Origin of the sequence: sulfur-oxidizing endosymbiont of Gigantopelta aegis (assembly GCF_016097415.1) — a bacterium.
GTDB lineage: Bacteria > Pseudomonadota > Gammaproteobacteria > GRL18 > GRL18 > GRL18.
In genome coordinates this window covers 1,909,157-1,929,951 of record NZ_JAEHGE010000001.1, presented here as the reverse complement: position 1 = coordinate 1,929,951, position 20,795 = coordinate 1,909,157, and the positions used below count along the sequence as shown (strand labels likewise).

The following is a 20,795-nucleotide window of genomic DNA, read 5'->3' as shown; positions in this document are numbered from 1 at the left end:
AAAGCCATGCCCACCCTACGATCAATACCATTTGATAAACACACCGGAGTTAATTTAAAGCTGAAAAAAACGTTTACTATTGGCACTGGTCAATTTCACTAACTTGTCATAATCCAAATCCATGAGCCCTGCGAGGGTGTTCACAATATGCGCTAAATATTGTGGTTCATTGCGACTACGTCGTTTTTTCTTTTGCTTGCTATTTAAATTGGCATCATCCGGAAAAACATAATCACGGGGAAACAAATACGGGGCATCGGTTTCAACCATTACCTTATCTTTCGGGATTAAATGCACGCAATCACGTAGTTCACTACCACGGCGTTCATCGCACAACCAGCCGGTAATGCCTACTGATAAGTCCGCATCTAAGTAGGCTTCTAACTCAGCCCTGCCTCCGGTAAAACAATGTGCCACACCACCAACAAGCCCAGTACGATATTTATTAATCAAGCGCATAAAATCACTTTGCGCATCCCGTTGATGCAGGAAGACTGGCATTTGTAATTCAACCGCCAACTCTAGTTGTCGCTCAAAACAACTTAATTGCTCTGCCGGTGTAGAAAAATTACGGTTAAAATCTAATCCACATTCACCCACTGCCACTACTTTTTTATCCGCTAGCAATGTGGTCAATTGGCTGATGCTTTGTTCTGTCATCGAACTGGCATCATGTGGATGTATGCCCGCAGTGGCAGACAAAACATCCGGATACTGCTGGCATAATACTAATGCCTGCTGGCTTTTTTCTATGCTTGTTCCAGTAACAATCATCTGAGTCACATTGGCAAGCAAGGCATTTTTCAACACTTGTTCAATATCATTAGAAAATTGGCTACTGGTCAGGTTAAGACCTATATCAATCACGTCTGAGCTTCCATCTTTTGTTGTAAGGGTTCTAAAAATTCAATGATGGCCTGAATATTATATTGTTCCATATAAAAACTCAGTTGACGGGCAATTTTTTGTTCTTCAGTGCCCATTGCTTGCAACTGAGATAATATTTTTTGCACCGTAACAATATCATATTGTTTGCAAGCATCTAATAAACTCGCACATAATAGGGGCGATACTTTGCAAAGTGAAAAATCAATCGTAGCGGCTTGAATATGACTGAGCGGTGCAGACTGTTCATGTTCAAAATCAATGTCCAGATGACTTTCCATACATTCAAAAATAGCTTCAAAGCGATAAGGCTTAGAGATATAGTCATCAAAGCCCGCTTGATAATATTTTTCACCCGAATGATCCATGGCGGATGCCGTCACAGCCACGCAGACAATTTTTTCAATGTATTGTTTTTTAATACGTCTTACCGCCTCAATACCATCCATAACCGGCATACGAATATCCATAAAAATAATATCCGGCAACGCATTTTCTGAACACGATGACAAAAATTCAATCGCTTCGAGACCATCATTCGCTGAACTCACCGTGGCATCAATTTCACCTAGCATATCAACCAGTAAATTTCGGCTCAATTCAATATCATCAACGACCAATACTTTTAGTGAGCCTGCAACCGCTAGACGCACAATCTCCATGCCACCTTTTTGTCTGATAGCAAAGCCACTTTGTATTGTTTTAAGCGCTAGGGTAAAAGAGAAAACACTGCCTTCATCAACAACAGAAGAGACTTTTAATTCGGAGTTGAGTAATTCTAATTGTTTTTTGCTGATTGCCAACCCTAAACCGGTGCCACCTTTTGTTAAGCCTGATTTTTCTTGATGAAACGCGGTGAATATCTGCTCAATTTCATTGCCAGCAATGCCTGGCCCCGTATCTGACACCTCAAACAAATACAAATCACTCTGTAAATATTTAACGCTGAGAGACACTTTGCCTTTATCGGTAAATTTAACGGCATTACCCAATAAATTAATTAGAATCTGACGTAGTTTTTGAGCATCACTATTAACAATTATTGGTTCTGATACTGAACCATCCAATGCGCTGGATAATTCGATTTGTTCATGCCAATTGATCATCTTAGCCGAACAACGTTCCTGAAAAATATTAGCGACACCCTGCAATAACTCATAGAGGTCAAAATTAATTTGATGCAAAACCATTTTCCCAGCTTCAATTTTAGAAATATCTAAAATGTCATTGAGCAGACCCAGTAAATGATTACCACTTAGCTCAATCACTTTGATTGATTTTAATTGCTTCTCTGTAAGACTACTTTCACGGTGTAATAATTGTGAGCAACCTAAAATTGAGTTTAATGGAGTACGAATTTCATGGGACATATTAGCCAAGAACAAACTTTTGGCTTTATTGGCATCCAAGGCTTGATCACGTGCAATGGCAAGGTCGGCAGTACGTTCATCCACTAATTTTTCGAGTTGATCACGACTTGCTCTCAATTCCAGAGCAATACGATTACGTTCTGCCACTTCTTTCATCAATTCCATATTAGCCAGTTTCAAATGCTCTTGTTGCTCAAAGATCTGATCCAACATCTTATTTAAAAAGCTAGCCAAATGACCAAACTCATCGTCCTGATGTAATTCCAAACGCAGGTCGTGTTGGCCTGCAGAGATTAACTGTGTAGCGTCCACCATTTTAAGCAAAGGTTTTAGCACCAGCAAACGAATGACCCAGGTCAGCAATAATCCCAAAATAATCACCAAAATAATCATCACAACAATGACATTGGAATGATGTTTGCTCATGATTTTTTTGACCGATTGATGGGATAGAGTCAGCGTCAACTCAGTCGGCTCATTATCAATCAGGGTAGAGAAGAAAAAAGTACGATCAGTAACCGCTTTTGATTTTTGACAATCATCTTCAAATAAATAAACTGGTTCAGCATCAACACGGGAAAAAACGACTTTACAATAAATGGATTTTTTTAAGGTTTGCCTTAATTCCTCAATCACCCGGGGAGAGTCATAAGCATTATTTTCCCATAATAAAACCCGCGCACTATTGAGCAACACATCGGCATCATTATCTATCGCTGCTTGCACATCTTCCTTGATGTTATTAACCACCAGCAAAGCAATAACAAAGCCAAAGGGAATAATAGCCCACATCACTACCGCAGTAATTTTAACGGCAATACTCGCTTGCCAGTTTTTTGTCCAGTCATCACTCAGAGTCGTTTGCTTAGGCATTATCTAAATCCCAGCCAACGAAAGAACATCACCATGGGGCAAATATTTGTGACTCCAGCCAAAAGCAACATACTGGCGACGAACCAAGGGATAATCCAAAGTTCTTCCATTGAAAAAAATAAGGGCGTGATAAGGATAAGGGCAATAACCAAACGCATTGCACGTTCCGCTTCAAAGGGGATGTTTCCAAGTTTTTTTTGTTCAAGTACAGACTTTTCACTGCCCGACACAGTCTTCATCTCTAGGGTGTTCTGTTTTGAACGCTTATCGAGCCAGGTTAAAATTTTAGGCACTCGCCAATTCGTCACCCCTTCAAAAATCAATAGGGCAATATAGTAGGGCAATAAATGCGTGTAATCATTGCTGGCAGTAACATATAGCAGCAGAAACAAGCCCGCACCTAAAAAGATTCTAAACGTCCGTTCCGTCATTGTTATTCCGTTGAGGGCATAATAAACATCCCGCAATTCTACTCCATTTTAGTACGTTTTTGATAAATTCTTGCTCTATTCAAGATCTTTGGTGAATCTTTGCTAAAATGTAATTAATTGTCATTATTTTGTGAGGTAATCATCATGTTAGCCATATTGGAAAAAATTGCAATCATCTATTCCTTTGCGACTTTATTTATTATCGAGCTTTTATATCAAACCCTCAAAGCACTCTATCGTGGTACTCGGTATTCTTTTAAAACACTCCAAAATTCGCTTATAGCAGCATTTTTTGAGCTATTTTCTGATATGATCATGTTACTTATTGACTTCATTCAAGCGTTAATAGAAGGTATTAGCATTGGCTGGAAAAAAGCCCTCAATACCAGCAATGAATTTAAACATGATGCCCATTTTTAAGCATTGAATTCAAGCATTGAACTTAAACATTAAAATATACTTATTTCAATAAGAACAGGAAATACGCGCATTATCAATCGCTTATATTTTATGCTGCTTTTATCCAGCACATTGCTTTTAAGTGCCTGCATTGAACCGCCCAATTTGCTTGACCGCGTACAAAACAGCGGTGAACTGAAAGTTTTAACCCGTAACTCACCGGGCATCTACTATGAAGGCCCGTTTGGCCCAACAGGCTTTGAATACGACTTACTGAAACGCTTTAGCGACTCGCTCGGTGTTAAACTCAGCATTACTATTGAGCCCAATGCCAAAGAATTGCTCACCAAATTATTACGCCGCAATGCCTATATGGCTGCGGGCAAACTGACCATCACCCCGGAAAGACAAAGCCAATACCTTGTTAGCCGTGCCTATCATGAAGTTACCCCTAAATTGGTCTACCACTCAAGTACCCGGCGCCCGAAAAAACTATCTGATATCGAGAAACTTAGCATTGAAATATCCGCTGATGACAGCCTCGATGCCGATTTACAAGCCTTAAAAAAACAATGGCCCGCACTCCAATGGCAGGTCAATTTGGAAGCTTCGCCCGAAGATATGCTGGTAATGGTCAATGAAAAACTCATTGATTTCACCATTGTCAATTCAGATGAAATCAAGCTTAATCGACAATTTTACCCCGAATTAAGAGTCGCTTTTGACATCAGTAAAGCAAAAGAAATTGGCTGGGTCTTTGCACAATCAGCAGACACATCACTTTACGATGCAGCCAATCAATTTTTAACCAATCAAATTGAATCTGGCGCACTTGATTTACTGATTGCCCAACATTTTGGTCATATTCAAACCTTTGACTATGTGGGCACACGGGTTTATCAACGACATATTTTAAGCCGTTTACCTGCCTATCAACCATGGTTTGAAAAGGCCGGCAAAGACAATAATATAGAATGGACACTACTGGCATCAATGGCCTATCAAGAATCGCATTGGAACAAAGAAGCTAAGTCACCCACCGGTGTTCGCGGTTTAATGATGCTCACCCGATCCACAGCAAAATACATTGGTGTCAATAACCGGGTTGAACCTCATCAAAGTATCTTCGGGGGGGCTTATTACTTTGCTAAACTATTAAAAAGATTACCAGAGAAGATTACCGCGAGAGATCGGGTGTTTTTTGCCTTGGCTTCTTATAATTTGGGCTATGGGCATGTTCGAGATGCCATGAAGCTAACCCGAAAAAAAGGCCTCGATGAAACCAAATGGGTCAATTTAAAGCAAGTCTTACCCCTGCTGCGACAAAAAAAATGGCATGAGCAAACACGTTATGGTTATGCCCGAGGCGATGAAGCAGTAAAATATGTGGAAAACATTCGTAGCTATTATGACGTATTACAATGGGAAGTCTCACGCGACTGGCAGGAAAATCAAGCCAAAAAACAGCCCAAAGCACTGGAAATCAGCCCTTCTGCACTGTAAAAAGCCGTGTATGAAATACTTAACTGAATATGCTACTATGTGTCGCTACTGTATAATTAACCTGTGTTCTAAATAATAATTAACAGAATTATTCAGTTTGTACTATTTATGATGCGCTTCGTTCCTCAGCAGCATCCTACTGTATCTACAAGACAAAACTAAAGCAATGAAGAGTCAATGATTGACACAATTCTTAAATCACCTGCCATCGCTTTTTTGCGTGAAAAACTAAGGACTGCACCATCGCTAAAAAATCGTCTTCAGCTCAGTATTATCGTCATCATATTACCCTTGTTTTTATTGGCTGGCATTGGCTTTTTCTTCTTCCAAAAATCCACTAATTCATTCAATTTAGCCATTGAAGACATTGTTTCCGACGTCATTCCTGTCACTGAACTCAAAGACAAAATTCAGCAATCCGTTACCCCTTTTAATCAATATTTAAAAAATCACCAACTCGATAATAAAACTCAGTTTTTAGCTCTCAGCAATAACATTAAAAAGGCGCTAGTCAACCCCATTCAATTTCAACAACAAGATCATTCCCTTGCTAATGACATTTACCGCTCAGCCTATTTAAATTGGCGCAATGCCCATCGCATAGCCACAAAAATTTTCGCAGATATTGATAAGCACGAAGACCATATTCGTCATGAATTACTCCAGGATTTTTACCTTTATGTGATCGAAACAACGCTGGCTTTGGATAAACTGCACCTTGCTATGCAGGATCGGGTCAAAATTCGCTTCCAAAAAGCCAAAGCCCTTAAAATAGACTCTCTATTATTTATCAGCTTTGTCTTTATTTTAGTTTATATCAGTACACTGGGCACAATTATATTCCTCAACCGCTCCATTATGATGCCCATCCATGCACTAGAACAATGGGGGGAAAAGTTTTCTCCCCATAAAAATACCCAGCCATTACAATTAAAGTCTTATCGTGAGCTTGAATCCATTGCGGCAACTTATAATAATTTATTACAATTACTTGAAGATGATCAGCTTATTTTAGTAATGTGGCTATGCGTATATCTCCAAATTTACTGGAAAGAGAGTTTACTGTCTCTCAACCTGATCGCTACTATGTGGGTGATATTACCTATATTGCCACCAAGGAAGGCTGGTTATATTTAGCGGTTGTCATTGACTTATTCTCTAGGCAAATTGTTGGCTGGTCGATGGATGAGCGAATGAAAGCCAAGCTAGTCAATGATGCTTTACTGATGGCCATATGGAAGCGTAAACCAATGGATGGATTGCTTTGGCATACTGACCGAGGTAGCCAATATGCCTCTGATAGTCATAGAAAAATATTGTCGGATCATAACATAATTCAGTCTATGAGCCGCAAAGGAAATTGCTGGGACAATGCTGTATCAGAGAGCTTCTTTCATAGTTTGAAAACTGAATTGACGCACCATTGTCGATTCAAAACCAGAGTAGAAGCAAAGCAGGCAATATTTGAATATATTGAGGTATTTTATAATCGGGAGCGACTTCATTCGGCTAATGATTATTTGTCACGTTCCAGAGGGCAAAGCCCTTTCTCTTCATCTGTTTAAAGTTAACATGAGAAACTAAAATGATAGGAAATACAAAATGACAAAAATCACTTGAAACAGCCAAAAAATATTTAGAAAACTGTCCGGAAAAGTGTTGACATCATAGAGCAACTTTCCCAAAAGATGAACTAACCCAACTCAACAATCGCCGCTGTTTCGTTAAGCATTTGCAAGATGAACACAATCGCCATCAACGTTATAACACCCATTATAGTCTGATATTAATAGACGTGGATCACATGAATTCAGTGAGCCAAAATTATGGTAAACAAGTCAGCGAACTCACTCTCATTCAAATATCAACAATGTTGGAAGAAGCTATCCGCCCTACCGACATTCTGGCACGCTATGGTAGCGATGAGTTCGTTATTATACTGCCTGAAGTTGAAGGCCATGGCGCTAAGAACACCGCTGAACGCATCCGTAATTCTATTTCAGAATATGTGTTCAAAATTAACCAATATAAATTTGGCGTCACGGTCAGCATCGGTTTCTCTATTATCAAAGAAAACCAAGCGCTCACTGAAATGCTTCAATGTGTGGATTTTGCTTTGCAACAAGCAAAACTCGCTGGCAGAAACCAGGTTATGTATTGTGATATTGATAACTTAAAAGACGCTCAATTCCAAGAAAAATATCTCAAGAAAACCGATTTAAACTTGCTTTAATTCCAACATCTCAATTTTTTTATCAACATTTTTCAATTTCAGATAAAATAAATACCTTGCTTGTTGAGTATGCTATAATCTCACGATTTTTCAGTTTAGCGTATACGTCAAAACTTCCCACGTTGACGTATCATTCCACTTTATTTAAAGGCTGAATTTTTTCAGTCAAATTCCATGGCAACAATTGCTCTAAAGCCTCATCATCATAATGCCTGCCCAGCTTAGGTAACTCAGTCAGAATGTGTGTTAAAAAGGCAAAGGGCTCTAGGTTGTTTGCTTTCGCTGTTTGCACGATTGAATATAAAATAGCACTGGCCTCAGCACCACGAGGATTTTGGTTCATGACCCAGTTTTTGCGCCCAATCACAAAGGGTTTGATCCGCCGCTCTGCCATATTATTATCAATCTGGAGGTTGCCCTCTTCAAGATAGACAGTCAGATACTTCCATTGATTGATCACATAACGAATAGCGACACCCAACTTACTGTCTTTTGTTGTTTTAGTCACTTTATCATCACACCACTTTTTAAAGTCATCCAGTAGTGGTTTGCTTTTTTCCTGACGGATCAGGTAACGTTGTTCAGCATTGAGCGGTTTGATTTGTTTTTCAATCGCATACAATTTAGCAATTTTACTGATCGCCATTTGTACCATGCCAGGCTTTTTCTGACTGTTCTTGGGTAATGCTTTTAAGGCATCATGGAACTTGCGACGAGCATGTGCCATGCAGCCTAATAAAGTGACTTCACTGTTCTCATTTTCGAATATATGATAACCGGGAAAGCCATCCGTTTGCAGGTAACCTGAAAACCCCGTTAAAAGGTTTTGGCATGTTGGCCTGCACGAGTAGGCTGATACTCATACAAAACAATGGGACACTTGGAATGATAGCCGCCACTTTGATAGAGCCACATATAAGATTTAGGGCAATTCTCACGTCCATCATGGATCACTCGCATCGTTGTTTCATCGGCCTGGATGATTTTCTGCCTAATGAGATAATACAACAACCGATTATAAAAGGGTTTGAGTAATTCAGCTGATTTAAGCACCCAGTTGGACATACTGGCTCTGGAAAGTGTTATCTTATAGCGTTTAAATATCGCTTCCTGTCGATAGAGAGGCAAGCTGTCTAGGAATTTAGAAACAATGATATAGGCCAGCAGGCTGGGTGATGCAAAACTTCTAGGAATGGGCTGTGCAGGCTTAGGAGCAGTTTTAACGCCTTCCTCACAAGCACGACAGGCATATTTAACCTGAACATGTTCTACAACATATACCTGAGCAGGAACAATTTCCAGTTGCTCTGAGGTCTCTTCACCAATTTCATGCAAGTGATGACCGCAGTCACAGACTTGTTCTGCTTCAGATAACTCATGACGAACAACTTTACGAGGTAGGTCTTTAGGTAAAGGCTTACGACCGGGCTTTTTACGCTCATAAGTAATGGTTTCACGGACTTCCGGTGCTTCTTCGGCGAACGTTTCTGCCTCATTAAAGAAGTCGGGGTGAACTTCTTTTTCACTGGAAGTACCAAACCGTTTATGTTGCAACAGACGAAATTGTTCCTCATACCAGTCCACTTTTGACTGGAGTTCAAGCACCCTGTTTTTGAGCGTTGGTATCTCTTCTGGTAGTATTTTGTCTGTTGAACTCATGCGTTATATTATACTAAAAATGAGCGTTAAATGCTTGTATTTATTCTGTTTAATGCGCATCTAAAGGGACTTTTTTAGTTGTTTTCCAGACCATGAATTTCAGGGTGAGCATGGTGTTGTGTGCAAGATAAACCATCCAGTAACCACTGTAATTCTCTCAGTGTTAACGAAAGAGTGGGTTGTTCTTTTTCCATCGGCCACTGGAATTTCCCTTTTCAAGTGTACGATAGTAAAGCCAGAAACCATTACGCTCCCAGTACAGTATTTTAAGTTTATCTCGCTGACGATTACAAAAACAAAGACACTGCCATCAAAGGGATTGTGTTCCAATTGCTCTGAGACAATCAGTGATAGCCCATTGGTTGCTTTTCTCATATCGGTAACACCAGAAACCAGATAAACCTGATTGACTGTGATGCCCGTTATCATGAAACAGTCCTGAGCAAATCCAGAATGGACTTGAGCTGATTCAGGTTCGTATCAGAATTGATTTCCAAACTGAAACCATTGGTATGGCTTACTTTAATTGCATTGCTTGTGGGGGAATTGGCCAGTAAATTAATGGGAATGAGTTGATTGTTGGTGTTGACCTGTTTTGATGAGCTAACATAACCCAACTTCTTTCGATAATAGCTAAAAATATGAGAGGGTATCTTATGTTGTTGACAATAAACTGCCTGGCTTAAGTTACTGGCTTGGCAGGCCTCTATGTGTTGCTTCATCGAAGCATCTTTTGAATGGTTGCTCATTTGTATCTCCAAATTACGAATTGAAGATCATAGTTTGAGCTAACTGAAGCTTATTGTGAACGTGGGTTTTAATTGACGTTTACAGTTTAGCTATTATCCTAAAAAAATCAGTTGAACCTACTGCGACCGCCTTATGCACTGAATCTTAAGGATTTTCCAGAACATTTTGACTTCACCCGTAGGGTGACTACGAATAAAGCCAAAATAACCTATAAAACCCTTAACCTTCAGCACCTAAGTCGCTCTCGCTACGATTCAACTGATTATTTTAGGATTATTAACCTTGCCAATTCGGGCAAACGAAATAAAAAATAGCTAAGTTAATGCAATAATTCAGTACAAGGTAATATGCTTCTTATGAGTGATACAATCAAAACAGATGCTGATAAAGTCAGCTACGGGATAGGCTTACAACTGGCTCAACAGGTTAAAAGTCAGTCTTTTCCAGGATTTAGCCTGGATTCATTGATCATCGGCTTAAGCGATGTGTTTAACGACAAACCACTACGTTTCCCTGAAGACGTCATGCAAGCAGCTTTTTCCGCAATCAACCAACAGGTTCAAGAAGCAGCAGCCAGTGCCGCCGCCGACAATAAAGCCTCTGGTCAGGCATTTTTAGAAGAAAACGCTAAGAAAGACGGCGTGATCACTACAGATTCCGGTCTGCAATATGAAATCATCACTGAAGGCACGGGTCCTAAACCAAGCCAAAGTGACATGGTTGTTACCCATTATCATGGCTCATTAACGGATGGGACTGTTTTTGACAGCTCGGTTGATCGTGGCGAACCTGCACAATTCCCAGTCAATGGTGTGATTCAGGGTTGGATTGAAGCATTACAATTGATGCCTGTCGGTTCAAAATGGCGCTTAACTATTCCTTCTGATCTGGCTTATGGTGATCAAGGTTCTGCCCCTGTCATTGGCCCTGGTGCTACATTGATTTTTGAAATAGAGTTATTAGAAATCAAAGCTGCGTAAGTAGCGTCAGTCAGTACAAGATACGTCCGTAGCCTATTCATTTTAGACTACTGACGTCTTGCCTTTTTTTGTACAGCCCTGCGCATAGCAAAAAAATCCTTCAAAATTTTTCCACATTCATCGCCTAAAACACCCGACGTAACCTCAGTAAAATGATTAAATTGCTCATGTTGCAATAAATTAATCACCGAACCTGCTGCACCGGCTCTAGGCTCTGAAGCACCAAACACCACCCGCGCAATACGCGCATGAATGATAGCACCCGCACACATACTGCAAGGCTCAATGGTAATATACAAGGTCGTATCCGGCAGGCGATAATTAGCCAGTTTTTTTGCCCCGGCACGAATCGCCATAATTTCTGCATGAGCTGTCGGATCATTATGTACGATAGGCTGATTCCAACCCTCTGCCAACAATTGCTCATCCTTAACCAACACAGCACCCACTGGCACCTCACCCAACTCAGCCGCCTTAGCCGCCAGAGTTAAAGCATGGCGCATCCAATCTTGATCGGTGTTTATTCCCACTCAATCGTCGCAGGTGGTTTTGAAGAAATGTCATAACTGACGCGGGTCACTTGATCGACTTCATTGATAATGCGGGCAGAAATGGTTTCCAGTACGTCATAAGGAATATGTGCCCAGCGAGCAGTCATAAAATCAATGGTTTCAACAGCGCGTAAGGCAATGACATAAGAATAACAACGACCATCGCCTTTTACACCGACTGATTTCACTGGTAGAAACACGGCAAAAGCCTGCGACACTTTATGGTATAAATCATTTTTATGTAGCTCTTCAATAAAGATCGCATCGGCTTCACGGAGAATGTCAGCATAGTCTTTTTTCACTTCACCTAAGATGCGCACACCGAGGCCAGGGCCAGGGAAAGGATGACGATAAACCATGTCATAAGGCAGACCGAGTTCCAAGCCTAGCTCTCTCACCTCATCTTTGAATAGTTCACGTAAAGGCTCAACTAAGCCCAGTTTCATATTTTCTGGCAAGCCACCGACATTATGGTGGGATTTAATCAGGTGCGCCGTGCCATTTTGACCGCCTGACTCAATCACATCAGGATAAATAGTCCCTTGTGCCAGCCATTTAGCATTATCTAACTTGCTGGACTCTTCATCAAAGACACTGATAAATTCATGGCCAATGATCTTACGCTTCTTTTCCGGATCACTTTCACCGGCTAATTGATCCAGAAAACGTTTTTCTGCATTCACACGGATGACTTTGATCCCCATGTGTTCAGCAAACATTGCCATGACCTGATCGCCTTCATTCAAGCGTAGCAAACCATTATCAACAAACACACAGGTCAATTGTTCACCAATGGCACGGTGCAACAAGGCAGCCACCACCGATGAATCAACGCCACCGGATAGTCCCAAAACAACCTCATCTGAGCCCACTTTTTCACGGATCAGTTTAATATTATCCTCAATAATATTACCGGAATTCCATAAGGTATCACAGCCACAAATATCAACAATAAAACGCTGAAAAATACGCTCGCCCTGTTTGGTATGAGTCACTTCTGGGTGAAATTGAATACCATAAAAATGCCGTGTTTCATCAGCCATCCCCGCAATCGGTGCATTGTCTGTACTAGCCATCAGCTTAAAGCCATCAGGCAATGCCTCAACCCGATCACCATGTGACATCCAGACATCTAACATGCCATAGCCTTCGTCAGTGACATGATCTTCAATATCTTTTAGCAATGCCGTATGTCCATGAGCGCGTACCTGAGCATAACCGTATTCATGGTGATCAGCATTTTCAACCTTGCCACCCAATTGCTCGGCCATGGTTTGCATGCCATAACAAATGCCCAATACCGGTACACCTAATTCAAACACCACATCTGCGGCTCTTGGCGTATTATTCGCCGTCACCGTTTCCGGGCCACCCGATAGAATAATACCTTTCGCAGCAAAATCCTGAATGGCCTGAGCATCATAATTGGAGGGATGGATTTCACAATAAACACCCGCTTCACGCACACGACGTGCAATAAGCTGAGTATATTGAGAACCAAAATCTAAAATAAGAATACGGTGGTCATGAATATTTTGTGACATTTGTTTTCCTGTCTCTAAAATTAAGAGTATAAATTCTTTAGTCGAAACGAAAGAAGGCCGATTACTGCAATTATGTGCCAGTATCCGACCTTCATTTTACTTATGCAAACAGCTTTTGCAAAAGCGTTCTTATACAAAAGCGCAGTTATGTTCTGTAATTAGGCGCTTCTTTGGTGATGGTGACATCATGAACATGACTTTCAACCATCCCGGCACTGGTGACACGAACAAATTCAGGCTTGCTGCGCATGCTTTCAATATCAGCACAACCGGTATAGCCCATTGATGAACGCAAACCACCTAGCATCTGGTGAATCACCGGCTGCATGCCCCCTTTAAAGGGTACGCGACCTTCAATGCCTTCAGGGACTAACTTGTCTGCATCACTGCTGTCCTGAAAATAACGGTCGCTAGAACCCTGCTGTTGTGACATTGCACCCATAGAACCCATACCACGATAGGATTTATACGAGCGCCCTTGATACAGTTCAACTTCACCGGGAGCTTCTTCAGTACCGGCAAAAACACTGCCAAACATACAACAGGAAGCGCCTGCAACAATGGCTTTAGAAAAGTCACCGGAGAAACGAATTCCGCCGTCACCAATCAATGGGACACCGGTGCCTTCTAGGGCTTTAGCGACGTTGCTAATCGCTGTAATCTGTGGCACACCGACACCGGCAACAATTCGAGTCGTACAAATTGAACCGGGGCCAATACCCACTTTAACCGCATCAGCACCCGCTTCAACTAAGGCTTTCGCAGCAGCTCCCGTGGCAATATTGCCACCAATCACTTGTACCTCAGGGAAGTTTTTCTTCACCCAGGCCACACGCTCAATCACCCCAATTGAATGCCCATGTGCAGTATCAACAACAATCACATCAACACCTGCAGCAGCCAGTGCGGCAACACGATCATCCGTTTCTGCACCGGTACCGACTGCAGCACCAACACGTAAACGACCACGTTCATCTTTACTCGCAAGAGGATAATCGGTGGCTTTTTTCATATCTTTAACAGTAATCATGCCGCGTAATTGAAAGGCATCATCAACAACTAAAACTTTCTCAATACGATATTCATGTAACAAGGCCATGACTTCGCTCTTTTCAGCACCTTCGGAAACCGTCACTAAACGCTCTTTAGGCGTCATAATCGTGCTGATTTTACCATCAAGATGCGTTTCAAAACGTAAATCACGACTGGTAACAATGCCTACCAGGTCATCACCACTACCATTGTTCACCACGACAGGCACACCGGAAATACGTTTCTTTCGCGTCATCTCCATCACATCTCGAATACTGGTATCTGGAGAAACAGTAATGGGGTCAACGACCACACCACTTTCATATTTTTTAACCCGGGTGACTTCTTTGGCTTGTTCTTCGATAGTCATGTTTTTATGAACGATACCAATGCCGCCTTGTTGCGCCATTGCAATCGCCATACGATGTTCAGTCACTGTATCCATTGCCGCAGAAACCATGGGGATATTTAACACAATATCTTTGGTCAATTTAGTCGCCAAAGTGACCTCTTTAGGCAGGACATCAGAAAAGGCAGGAATGAGTAAAACATCATCAAAGGTCAGTGCTTCTTCAACGATTCGCATAAGGGGAAATCCCTCCAGGTGAAAGTTAATTAGATAACAGATAATTATAGTCTATTTTGGTGCATTGGCAAAGGAGAAAAGAGAGGAATTTACGGCAGCGTATCAATATATTCTATTTTTGCCGTAGAACCTCTGGGGGAGAACATCACCGCTCAAGCACCGATTTAATTTCTAACACATGAGTGATACGTTCACCATTCCACTTATAGACATAATCCTAGAAACCTCAGTTGAATCGTAGCGAGAGCGATCAAAGTGCTGGAGATTCAAGGCTTTACAAGTTATTTTGGCTTTATTCGTAGTCACCCTACGGGTGAAGCCGAAATGTTTTGTAAAGTCTTGAACATTCAGTACATTGGACGCTCGTAGTAGGTTCAAATGAGGTTTCTAGGATAATGCTTACTTTGTTTTACTGGACTTGTCGAAACAGGCTTGAAGAAGGCGACACATTCACCGTTTTCATCACGAACACCCTTATCATGAAGCGGTAGCCGAACCGTTCCAACATAGCAACGCATTTGCAGTTCACAAGCAGGCTCATGAGTAAACGATAGATTTCTTTCGTGATGAAAACAGATTTCTTTAATTGCCGTCCCATGATTTAACCCAGCATAATACACGCCATACGTTTGACCCTCTGTAAATCGACTGGGATGACCTATGTGAGTAAAGGCGGCCATAACCGGCGATGAACCTGAACCCGTCATTCTATCCTCGTTAGCAATCAATGAAATGTCACCCACCTGCTCACGCAAACGGTCATTGGTCAGACTTTCAATTTCAAAGAGTATGTCCAATTCATCGGGATCAACCAATTTCTCAAATAGACCAACTGGAGGATAACGAGAGGCGATAATACGATAATGCTTAAGCCCCTTAATATTTTTCTGTCTTGGCTTCTTATCCACGCCAGGCATCCAAATATTTCCTCACTTCAAATAAGTTAATCATATTTCCCTGCAGCATGAAATCCAATGCACTGCGACCAGCAAATAAACTAGCCTGATTATCCCTCTGTATCCAAGAATTAGCTTGTTTAGGTTCACTAAAAATAATATGTAATGATTTATACACACCTAATAAATATGAAATTCGTTCAATTGTATCCTTTGAAAGCTCTTTAACTAGTCCCTTCTTCCACCGATAAAAAGTAGTATAGTTTCAATCCACGCGCCCGTGAAGGCGCGACTAATGTGGCTATACTTAACCGGACACATTAATGAAGCCATTTTTACTTTGGCGCGTATGGATGAATTACACGTCGAATTAGTTGTTCCTGTCGAATTCTACGGACGTTTTACTCTGGGACAAACACTCAAAGTATTCCCACAAAAGCCGATTGGTGGTGAATATGCAGGAAAAATTATCGTCATTGACCCAGTAGTAGATGCAGGAAGTGGTACCTTTGGTATTCGAGTGTTACTTGCTAATCCAGAAAATAAAATCCCAGCGGGGATACGTTGTACGGTTGATTTAAAGAAAAAAAATTAGTGGGTGCACCAGAGGTGCATCCATCTAAAAATCAAACCATGGTATAAGTAAGAAAGGATTATTATTAACAAATAAATATCTTTATTACTTCATGCCTATTACTAAAATTTGTAATTTATTCCTGCATAGACTGAGCGACCCATGCCCGGTACAGGCAATCCCCAGGCAACACTGGCTGGTTTTCCATCGCTCATGGTTTGCCCTTCACCCATATAGGTGCCACCCAGAGGGTGGTTATAGAATTTATCAAGCACGTTTTCTACGCCGACATCAATGCGTACATCTTTCCATTCATAGCTACTGCGTAGATTGATCAAACCATAGCCACTTGTTTTGATTTCATTGCGGGTGTCAGAAACCTTCGTTTTTTTATCAACAAGCTCAAGCTCAATACTATTACTCCACTTGCCAAAATCCTGCACAACGGCAAATCTCGCATTCAGAGGCATAATATTATATAAGTTATCATTGGTATCTTTGTTCTTGCCACGGACATAATTGATTATACCGGTGGCAGTAAAAGCACCATACGATGTCTGTTTAGCGATAGGATAAAAGCCTGAAATGTCTACACCGTACAGCTTGGCTGACTCGTTGACAAATTGCAGATAGACAAAGCGATCGGTTGCAGTTTGATTAGCTGCGGTACAGGCGCTATAAGCCGCAGTTGAGTTACAGCGCGCAGCATCAATATAGCCATCAACATAGGTATAATAGGGGGTGGCTTGTAAGCCCCATTGGCTTTGTGTGGCATCATGAAAATCGAAACTTGCACTAATGGTATGGGATATTTCAGGATCTAAATCTAAGTTACCAACATAGCCATTACCATCACCAGCCCAGTTAACCATACGCATCGCCATACCACCTGTTGACCAAGCATAGCGTTCATAGAGGTTGGGGGAACGGGTTTTTTGGGCATAACCCACTTCAATGGTGGTCATATTATCGACGGTATAACGTGCCAGAGCAGTCAGATCAATATTGTTGTCTGTAATGTCTCGATCAGAGGCATTAAATGTGGCAGCTTCTGATGCATAACTGGCATTATAACCCTGTACATCGCCTGCATTCATGTCAACTCTTTCACCACGGATGCCTAATAAGGTTTGCCATTGTGGATCCCATTGTGCTTCCCACTCGGCAAAGAGGGCTGTACGGTCTCGCTCACCATCGTTAATATTAACAAATGTGTCTGGCCACATAGCTCTACCGGATGGATCCCACCAATCATTAAGCGTGTAATTCTGTAATTCAGCGCCAATTTTTAATAAGTCTCGTGATGAAAGAAAAATGTCTGCTTTTATAATGCCCCCGGTATTTTTACCCTGTGTGTCCATTGGCATACCTGCCGCACAGCCCATCATGCCTCCACTGGGGGTGCATGGAAGGCCAGTCAGATACCAATATTGCTTGTCATCATCAAATTGCATTTTATGACGAGTTCTTTCTTTGTAGACTCTTGCTTCGAGTTCACCCCAATCAAATTCGCCTTGATAATTTAAATTATATTGTTCGCTATCATTGGCGGTCATATCCATCCGTTGATTAGTCCACCCTTGGTAGGGAATATCCTGTTCGCTGTATTTAAATTCAAACTGATGATTTTCATGTTTCAAAGCAAGTGAAATGGATTGATTAGTGGATTTATAGCTACTTGAACCGACTTCGTCACGATCTAAACGATTGGCACCTAGAGTAGTCTGTCCCGCAGGTTTAAAGTTATCGCCTGCAGAATAATTATCAGACTGAGTTGTTGAACCTTGGTAACGGATACTTAACTTTTCACCCGCCACTGTGGCAGAAATATTGCCGCCTTGAGCATTACCATTACTACGATAAAAAGCACCCACTTCGCCTTTGCTTAATAGACCTTCGCCATTTTTGGCAAACTCAGGTGGGGCTGAATTGATTAAAATTGTGCCGCCAATGCTGTCGCCACCGACACTAATCGGTGATATGCCGGCAAAAACTTCTGCACTAGCAACATTGCTGGGATCGATATAGGAAAGAGCTGGATTCATGTGGTTTGCACAAGCAGAAATTAAATCCATCCCATCAACTTTAATGCGTAAACGATCATCGGCTAGACCTCGAATAACAGGTAAACCTGAAACACCACCCGATTGTTGTATGACTAAGCCAGGTACATTTTTTAATAGTGATGCGGTATCACTGGTAGAAGGTGCTATCGATTTTAATTTTTCCACAGTAAGGGTTGAGGAATCGAGTGTTTGTTTAATCGCTGTTGCAGAAACATTGATACCTGCAAGCGGCGCCTCCTCAGCAATGGCGAGGCCATGAGTCAGTGTTGCAATAAGTGTTGTAAGAAGGGCACTTCGCTTATGAAATGAAGGGTGCATCATAAAAATTCCTTTGTAATCGGAGGTTAAGTCTTAACTCCAATAAAGCAATTTTTGCACCATGTTATTGTTTTATATTTTAGTTCAATGGCTTAAATCTATTTTTTAAATATTTTTTTTAACATTACTATATTATCATGTACCTTGTTGTGTCATATGAATTAATAATTGTGTTATATGACACAAATAAGGTTGGCTTATGTTTTTATAAATCTTTGACCAAAACAATTGCGCCACGAATATCACCTAATTTATAGCCTCTGGCTTTATCCTGAGGGTATAGGCTAGATAGTTTTTTCTCGACATCAGGGAGAGCTTTTTCACCATGGCAATGTAGACAAGGCTGAGATATTGCCATGGCTTTCATATAGCGAAATTGTTTTTTGCCATCGATTTCAATGATTTCACTGAATTCCATTTTTTTAGGTGATTCACCATTATTCTTTCGGTCTTCAAAGTTTTGTAAAATTTTGTGCTCCCAAGCTTCGGCAACATTGGCGGGATTACGAATTTTTAAAGAGGTGCGACTTAAAGTAACACCATTTTTCTGACTTGCAGTATCAGTGATGGGGATCGCTCTTTCGTTACAAACTTGTATTGCATTGACAGGCCCTCCTTTTTTCATTGCTGCTTTTAACTCACCTTTTAGGCTGCTTGCAAATTGTTTGACGGACTGGCGACTTTCTTGAAGTAGTTGTGTTTGATTATCGCTAGAAAATACAATAGTCGGCAATAAAAAAAGAGATGATAGGACAACAGTAAGTGCTATTGTTTTCATTGAATTTGTTCCTCTAGGTAAAATGAATATGAGGCCATTATCTTTATAAACAAAGGTATTATCTGTGATGAGTGTTACATAAAAAGTATGTATATTTGTTTAGCGTAATATTCTAATTTTTAAGCTTGGATCATAAAAAGACTTTTATCAATCACTTGTTTCAAGCTCACTGAGCAGTTCTGACTCAACTAATTGGTATTCAGCTTTTATTTCATAAATGAGCTCAAATGCCTTTGCTTGATTTTTTTCTTTAGAATTACACTCAGATTTTTCACAGAGTTGAGCCAGTTTGATTGCTCCCAGGTTCTTGCTACTGGATTTTATAGTATGAGCTGTTTCCGCAAAAGAGATAGCATCCAACTCTTTTGCAGCCTGAGTTAACAACTCAATTAAATCAGGTGTATTGTCCAGATAAATACGGATTAATTTGTGTAAAATGTCAGGCTGATTAGGGCGTTGTAAATCACGTATCACCTGCCACGAACTTTGTTCAATGGTATCGTTTGAAATGATGGTTTGTTCTTTAAACGTGACCAGTGGTGCAAGATGCTGCTGGCTATCCAACCATAAGGTCAGTTTGTCAGCAATTTCATCAAGAGTAAATGGCTTGCTGATATAGTCATTCATGCCGGCTTGTGTGCAATGCTCTTGAATGCCATCTCTCACGTCAGCAGTGAGGGCTATGATGGGAGGCTCTGTGTTGAGTTGATTTTTTGAACCTGATTTTAAAGTTTGTGAACGTATGGCTTTGGTTGCTTTAAAACCATCAACTTTAGGCATGTGGCAGTCCATAAAAATCAAGTCCAATGAATGTTGTTCGGCTACTTCGATGGCTTCAGCACCATTGTCTGCAAGGAGTACCTTACAGCCTAAAATTTCTAACATGGTTTTTGCTAATTCTTGATTGACCAAGTTATCTTCTGCAACTAATACGGTTGCTGAGTATTGAGGGGTTTTCTGAGCGCATTCATGGCCGCTATTAAACACAGGTAATAAATCGGAATCGCCTTGCTCTAAAGTAACGGTAAACCAAAACGAGGCACCGGAACCATAATTACTCACTACTCCAATTTCACCACCCATGAGAGAGACGAGTTGTTGACAAATAGAAAGCCCTAAGCCGGTGCCACCATATTCTCGACTGGTTGAGCTATCAACCTGTGAAAAAGAATCAAAAATAATATCCTGTTTGTCGAAAGGAATACCGATACCACTATCATCTATTTCAAAAAATAGACGTATTTTTTCTTGGGCAGTATTTTCTTTTGTCCTATTTTCTTGAGGTGATATTAAATCCGCTTGATTCAGTTCTGGAATAGAGCAACGTAAAGTGACTTCGCCTTTTTCAGTAAACTTAATGGCATTAT

The 20,795-nt window shown here is 40.9% G+C and carries 18 protein-coding genes and 3 pseudogenes; 7 read left to right on the top strand and 14 right to left on the bottom strand.

Annotated features, from left to right (window positions below; all coding sequences use genetic code 11):
* Positions 1-54: 54 nt before the first annotated feature.
* Genes JEU79_RS09620 through JEU79_RS09610 form a run of 3 tightly spaced genes read right to left on the bottom strand, consistent with a single transcriptional unit; the run spans position 55 to position 3,595 of the window.
* The gene (locus tag JEU79_RS09620) at positions 55-867 is read right to left on the bottom strand and encodes a TatD family hydrolase (protein WP_198263941.1); all 813 of its coding nucleotides are present in this window, start codon (positions 865-867) and stop codon (positions 55-57) included.
* The gene (locus JEU79_RS09615; protein WP_198263940.1) at positions 864-3,128 is read right to left on the bottom strand and encodes an ATP-binding protein; all 2,265 of its coding nucleotides are present in this window, start codon (positions 3,126-3,128) and stop codon (positions 864-866) included. The genes JEU79_RS09620 and JEU79_RS09615 overlap by 4 nt, the downstream gene beginning before the upstream one ends.
* Positions 3,128-3,595, bottom strand: a complete 468-nt coding sequence (locus JEU79_RS09610) for a YgaP family membrane protein (RefSeq protein ID WP_198263939.1) — start codon at positions 3,593-3,595, stop codon at positions 3,128-3,130. Before JEU79_RS09610 ends, JEU79_RS09615 begins: the two co-directional genes overlap by 1 nt.
* A gap of 120 nt (positions 3,596-3,715) precedes the next feature.
* Between JEU79_RS09610 and JEU79_RS09605 the strand changes: the two genes are divergently transcribed.
* The 5 genes and pseudogenes from JEU79_RS09605 to JEU79_RS09585 all read left to right on the top strand — a co-directional run.
* Positions 3,716-3,979, top strand: coding sequence for a hypothetical protein (locus JEU79_RS09605; RefSeq protein ID WP_198263938.1), 264 nt, complete (start codon positions 3,716-3,718; stop codon positions 3,977-3,979).
* A 90-nt stretch (positions 3,980-4,069) separates the two neighbouring features.
* Entirely contained in the window at positions 4,070-5,461 is a 1,392-nt protein-coding gene (gene mltF, locus JEU79_RS09600; RefSeq protein WP_198263937.1) for a membrane-bound lytic murein transglycosylase MltF, read from the top strand.
* Positions 5,462-5,638: 177 nt separating this feature from the next.
* Positions 5,639-6,598: a hypothetical protein gene (locus JEU79_RS09595; RefSeq protein WP_198263936.1), complete on the top strand. Its 960-nt coding sequence runs from the start codon at positions 5,639-5,641 to the stop codon at positions 6,596-6,598.
* A pseudogene (locus JEU79_RS09590) lies at positions 6,502-7,026 on the top strand (IS3 family transposase); the annotation flags it as partial. The gene JEU79_RS09595 and the pseudogene JEU79_RS09590, both read left to right, overlap by 97 nt.
* 131 nt (positions 7,027-7,157) lie before the next feature.
* Positions 7,158-7,694: pseudogene (locus JEU79_RS09585) on the top strand (GGDEF domain-containing protein); the annotation flags it as partial.
* A gap of 130 nt (positions 7,695-7,824) precedes the next feature.
* Here JEU79_RS09585 and tnpC read toward each other — a convergent pair.
* The 3 genes and pseudogenes from tnpC to tnpA form a co-directional block, all read right to left on the bottom strand.
* Positions 7,825-9,353 (bottom strand): annotated as a pseudogene (tnpC, locus tag JEU79_RS09580) (IS66 family transposase).
* A 99-nt stretch (positions 9,354-9,452) separates the two neighbouring features.
* A complete protein-coding gene (gene tnpB, locus JEU79_RS09575) occupies positions 9,453-9,782 on the bottom strand; it encodes an IS66 family insertion sequence element accessory protein TnpB (RefSeq protein ID WP_198262810.1) in 330 nt (109 codons plus the stop codon).
* On the bottom strand, positions 9,779-10,102 hold the full coding sequence (gene tnpA, locus JEU79_RS09570) for an IS66 family insertion sequence element accessory protein TnpA (RefSeq protein ID WP_198262602.1): 324 nt from the start codon (positions 10,100-10,102) through the stop codon (positions 9,779-9,781). Before tnpA ends, tnpB begins: the two co-directional genes overlap by 4 nt.
* Positions 10,103-10,459: 357 nt before the next feature.
* On the opposite strand from tnpA, the gene bamJ reads away from it, so the two are divergent.
* Positions 10,460-11,083, top strand: coding sequence for a BamJ family beta-barrel-assembly machinery protein (bamJ, locus tag JEU79_RS09565; protein WP_198263934.1), 624 nt, complete (start codon positions 10,460-10,462; stop codon positions 11,081-11,083).
* Between the two features lie 47 nt (positions 11,084-11,130).
* On the opposite strand, the gene tadA is transcribed toward bamJ, so the two are convergent.
* The 5 genes from tadA to JEU79_RS28470 all read right to left on the bottom strand — a co-directional run bounded on the left by tadA (position 11,131) and on the right by JEU79_RS28470 (position 15,870).
* The gene (tadA, locus tag JEU79_RS09560) at positions 11,131-11,613 is read right to left on the bottom strand and encodes a tRNA adenosine(34) deaminase TadA (protein ID WP_281400857.1); all 483 of its coding nucleotides are present in this window, start codon (positions 11,611-11,613) and stop codon (positions 11,131-11,133) included.
* Positions 11,604-13,178 (bottom strand): glutamine-hydrolyzing GMP synthase, encoded by a 1,575-nt coding sequence (gene guaA, locus JEU79_RS09555; RefSeq protein ID WP_198263933.1) that lies wholly within the window; start codon positions 13,176-13,178, stop codon positions 11,604-11,606. The genes tadA and guaA overlap by 10 nt, the downstream gene beginning before the upstream one ends.
* A gap of 145 nt (positions 13,179-13,323) precedes the next feature.
* Entirely contained in the window at positions 13,324-14,796 is a 1,473-nt protein-coding gene (gene guaB / locus JEU79_RS09550) for an IMP dehydrogenase (RefSeq protein WP_198263932.1), read from the bottom strand.
* 374 nt (positions 14,797-15,170) lie between these two features.
* Entirely contained in the window at positions 15,171-15,713 is a 543-nt protein-coding gene (locus tag JEU79_RS09545) for an RES family NAD+ phosphorylase (protein WP_198263931.1), read from the bottom strand.
* The gene (locus JEU79_RS28470; RefSeq protein WP_198263930.1) at positions 15,697-15,870 is read right to left on the bottom strand and encodes an MbcA/ParS/Xre antitoxin family protein; all 174 of its coding nucleotides are present in this window, start codon (positions 15,868-15,870) and stop codon (positions 15,697-15,699) included. Before JEU79_RS28470 ends, JEU79_RS09545 begins: the two co-directional genes overlap by 17 nt.
* 117 nt (positions 15,871-15,987) lie before the next feature.
* Here JEU79_RS28470 and JEU79_RS09535 point away from each other — a divergent pair, with 117 nt between their 5' ends.
* Positions 15,988-16,287, top strand: coding sequence for an efflux RND transporter periplasmic adaptor subunit (locus tag JEU79_RS09535; protein ID WP_198263929.1), 300 nt, complete (start codon positions 15,988-15,990; stop codon positions 16,285-16,287).
* A gap of 101 nt (positions 16,288-16,388) precedes the next feature.
* Here the strand turns inward: JEU79_RS09535 and JEU79_RS09530 are convergent, their stop codons facing one another.
* From JEU79_RS09530 to JEU79_RS09520, 3 genes are all read right to left on the bottom strand, one after another.
* Positions 16,389-18,653 (bottom strand): TonB-dependent receptor plug domain-containing protein, encoded by a 2,265-nt coding sequence (locus tag JEU79_RS09530; protein ID WP_198263928.1) that lies wholly within the window; start codon positions 18,651-18,653, stop codon positions 16,389-16,391.
* A 202-nt stretch (positions 18,654-18,855) separates the two neighbouring features.
* Positions 18,856-19,428, bottom strand: a complete 573-nt coding sequence (locus JEU79_RS09525; RefSeq protein ID WP_198263927.1) for a Tll0287-like domain-containing protein — start codon at positions 19,426-19,428, stop codon at positions 18,856-18,858.
* Between the two features lie 147 nt (positions 19,429-19,575).
* Positions 19,576-20,795 (bottom strand): response regulator (locus JEU79_RS09520; RefSeq protein ID WP_198263926.1); only part of this gene is annotated, 1,220 nt, incomplete at its 5' end.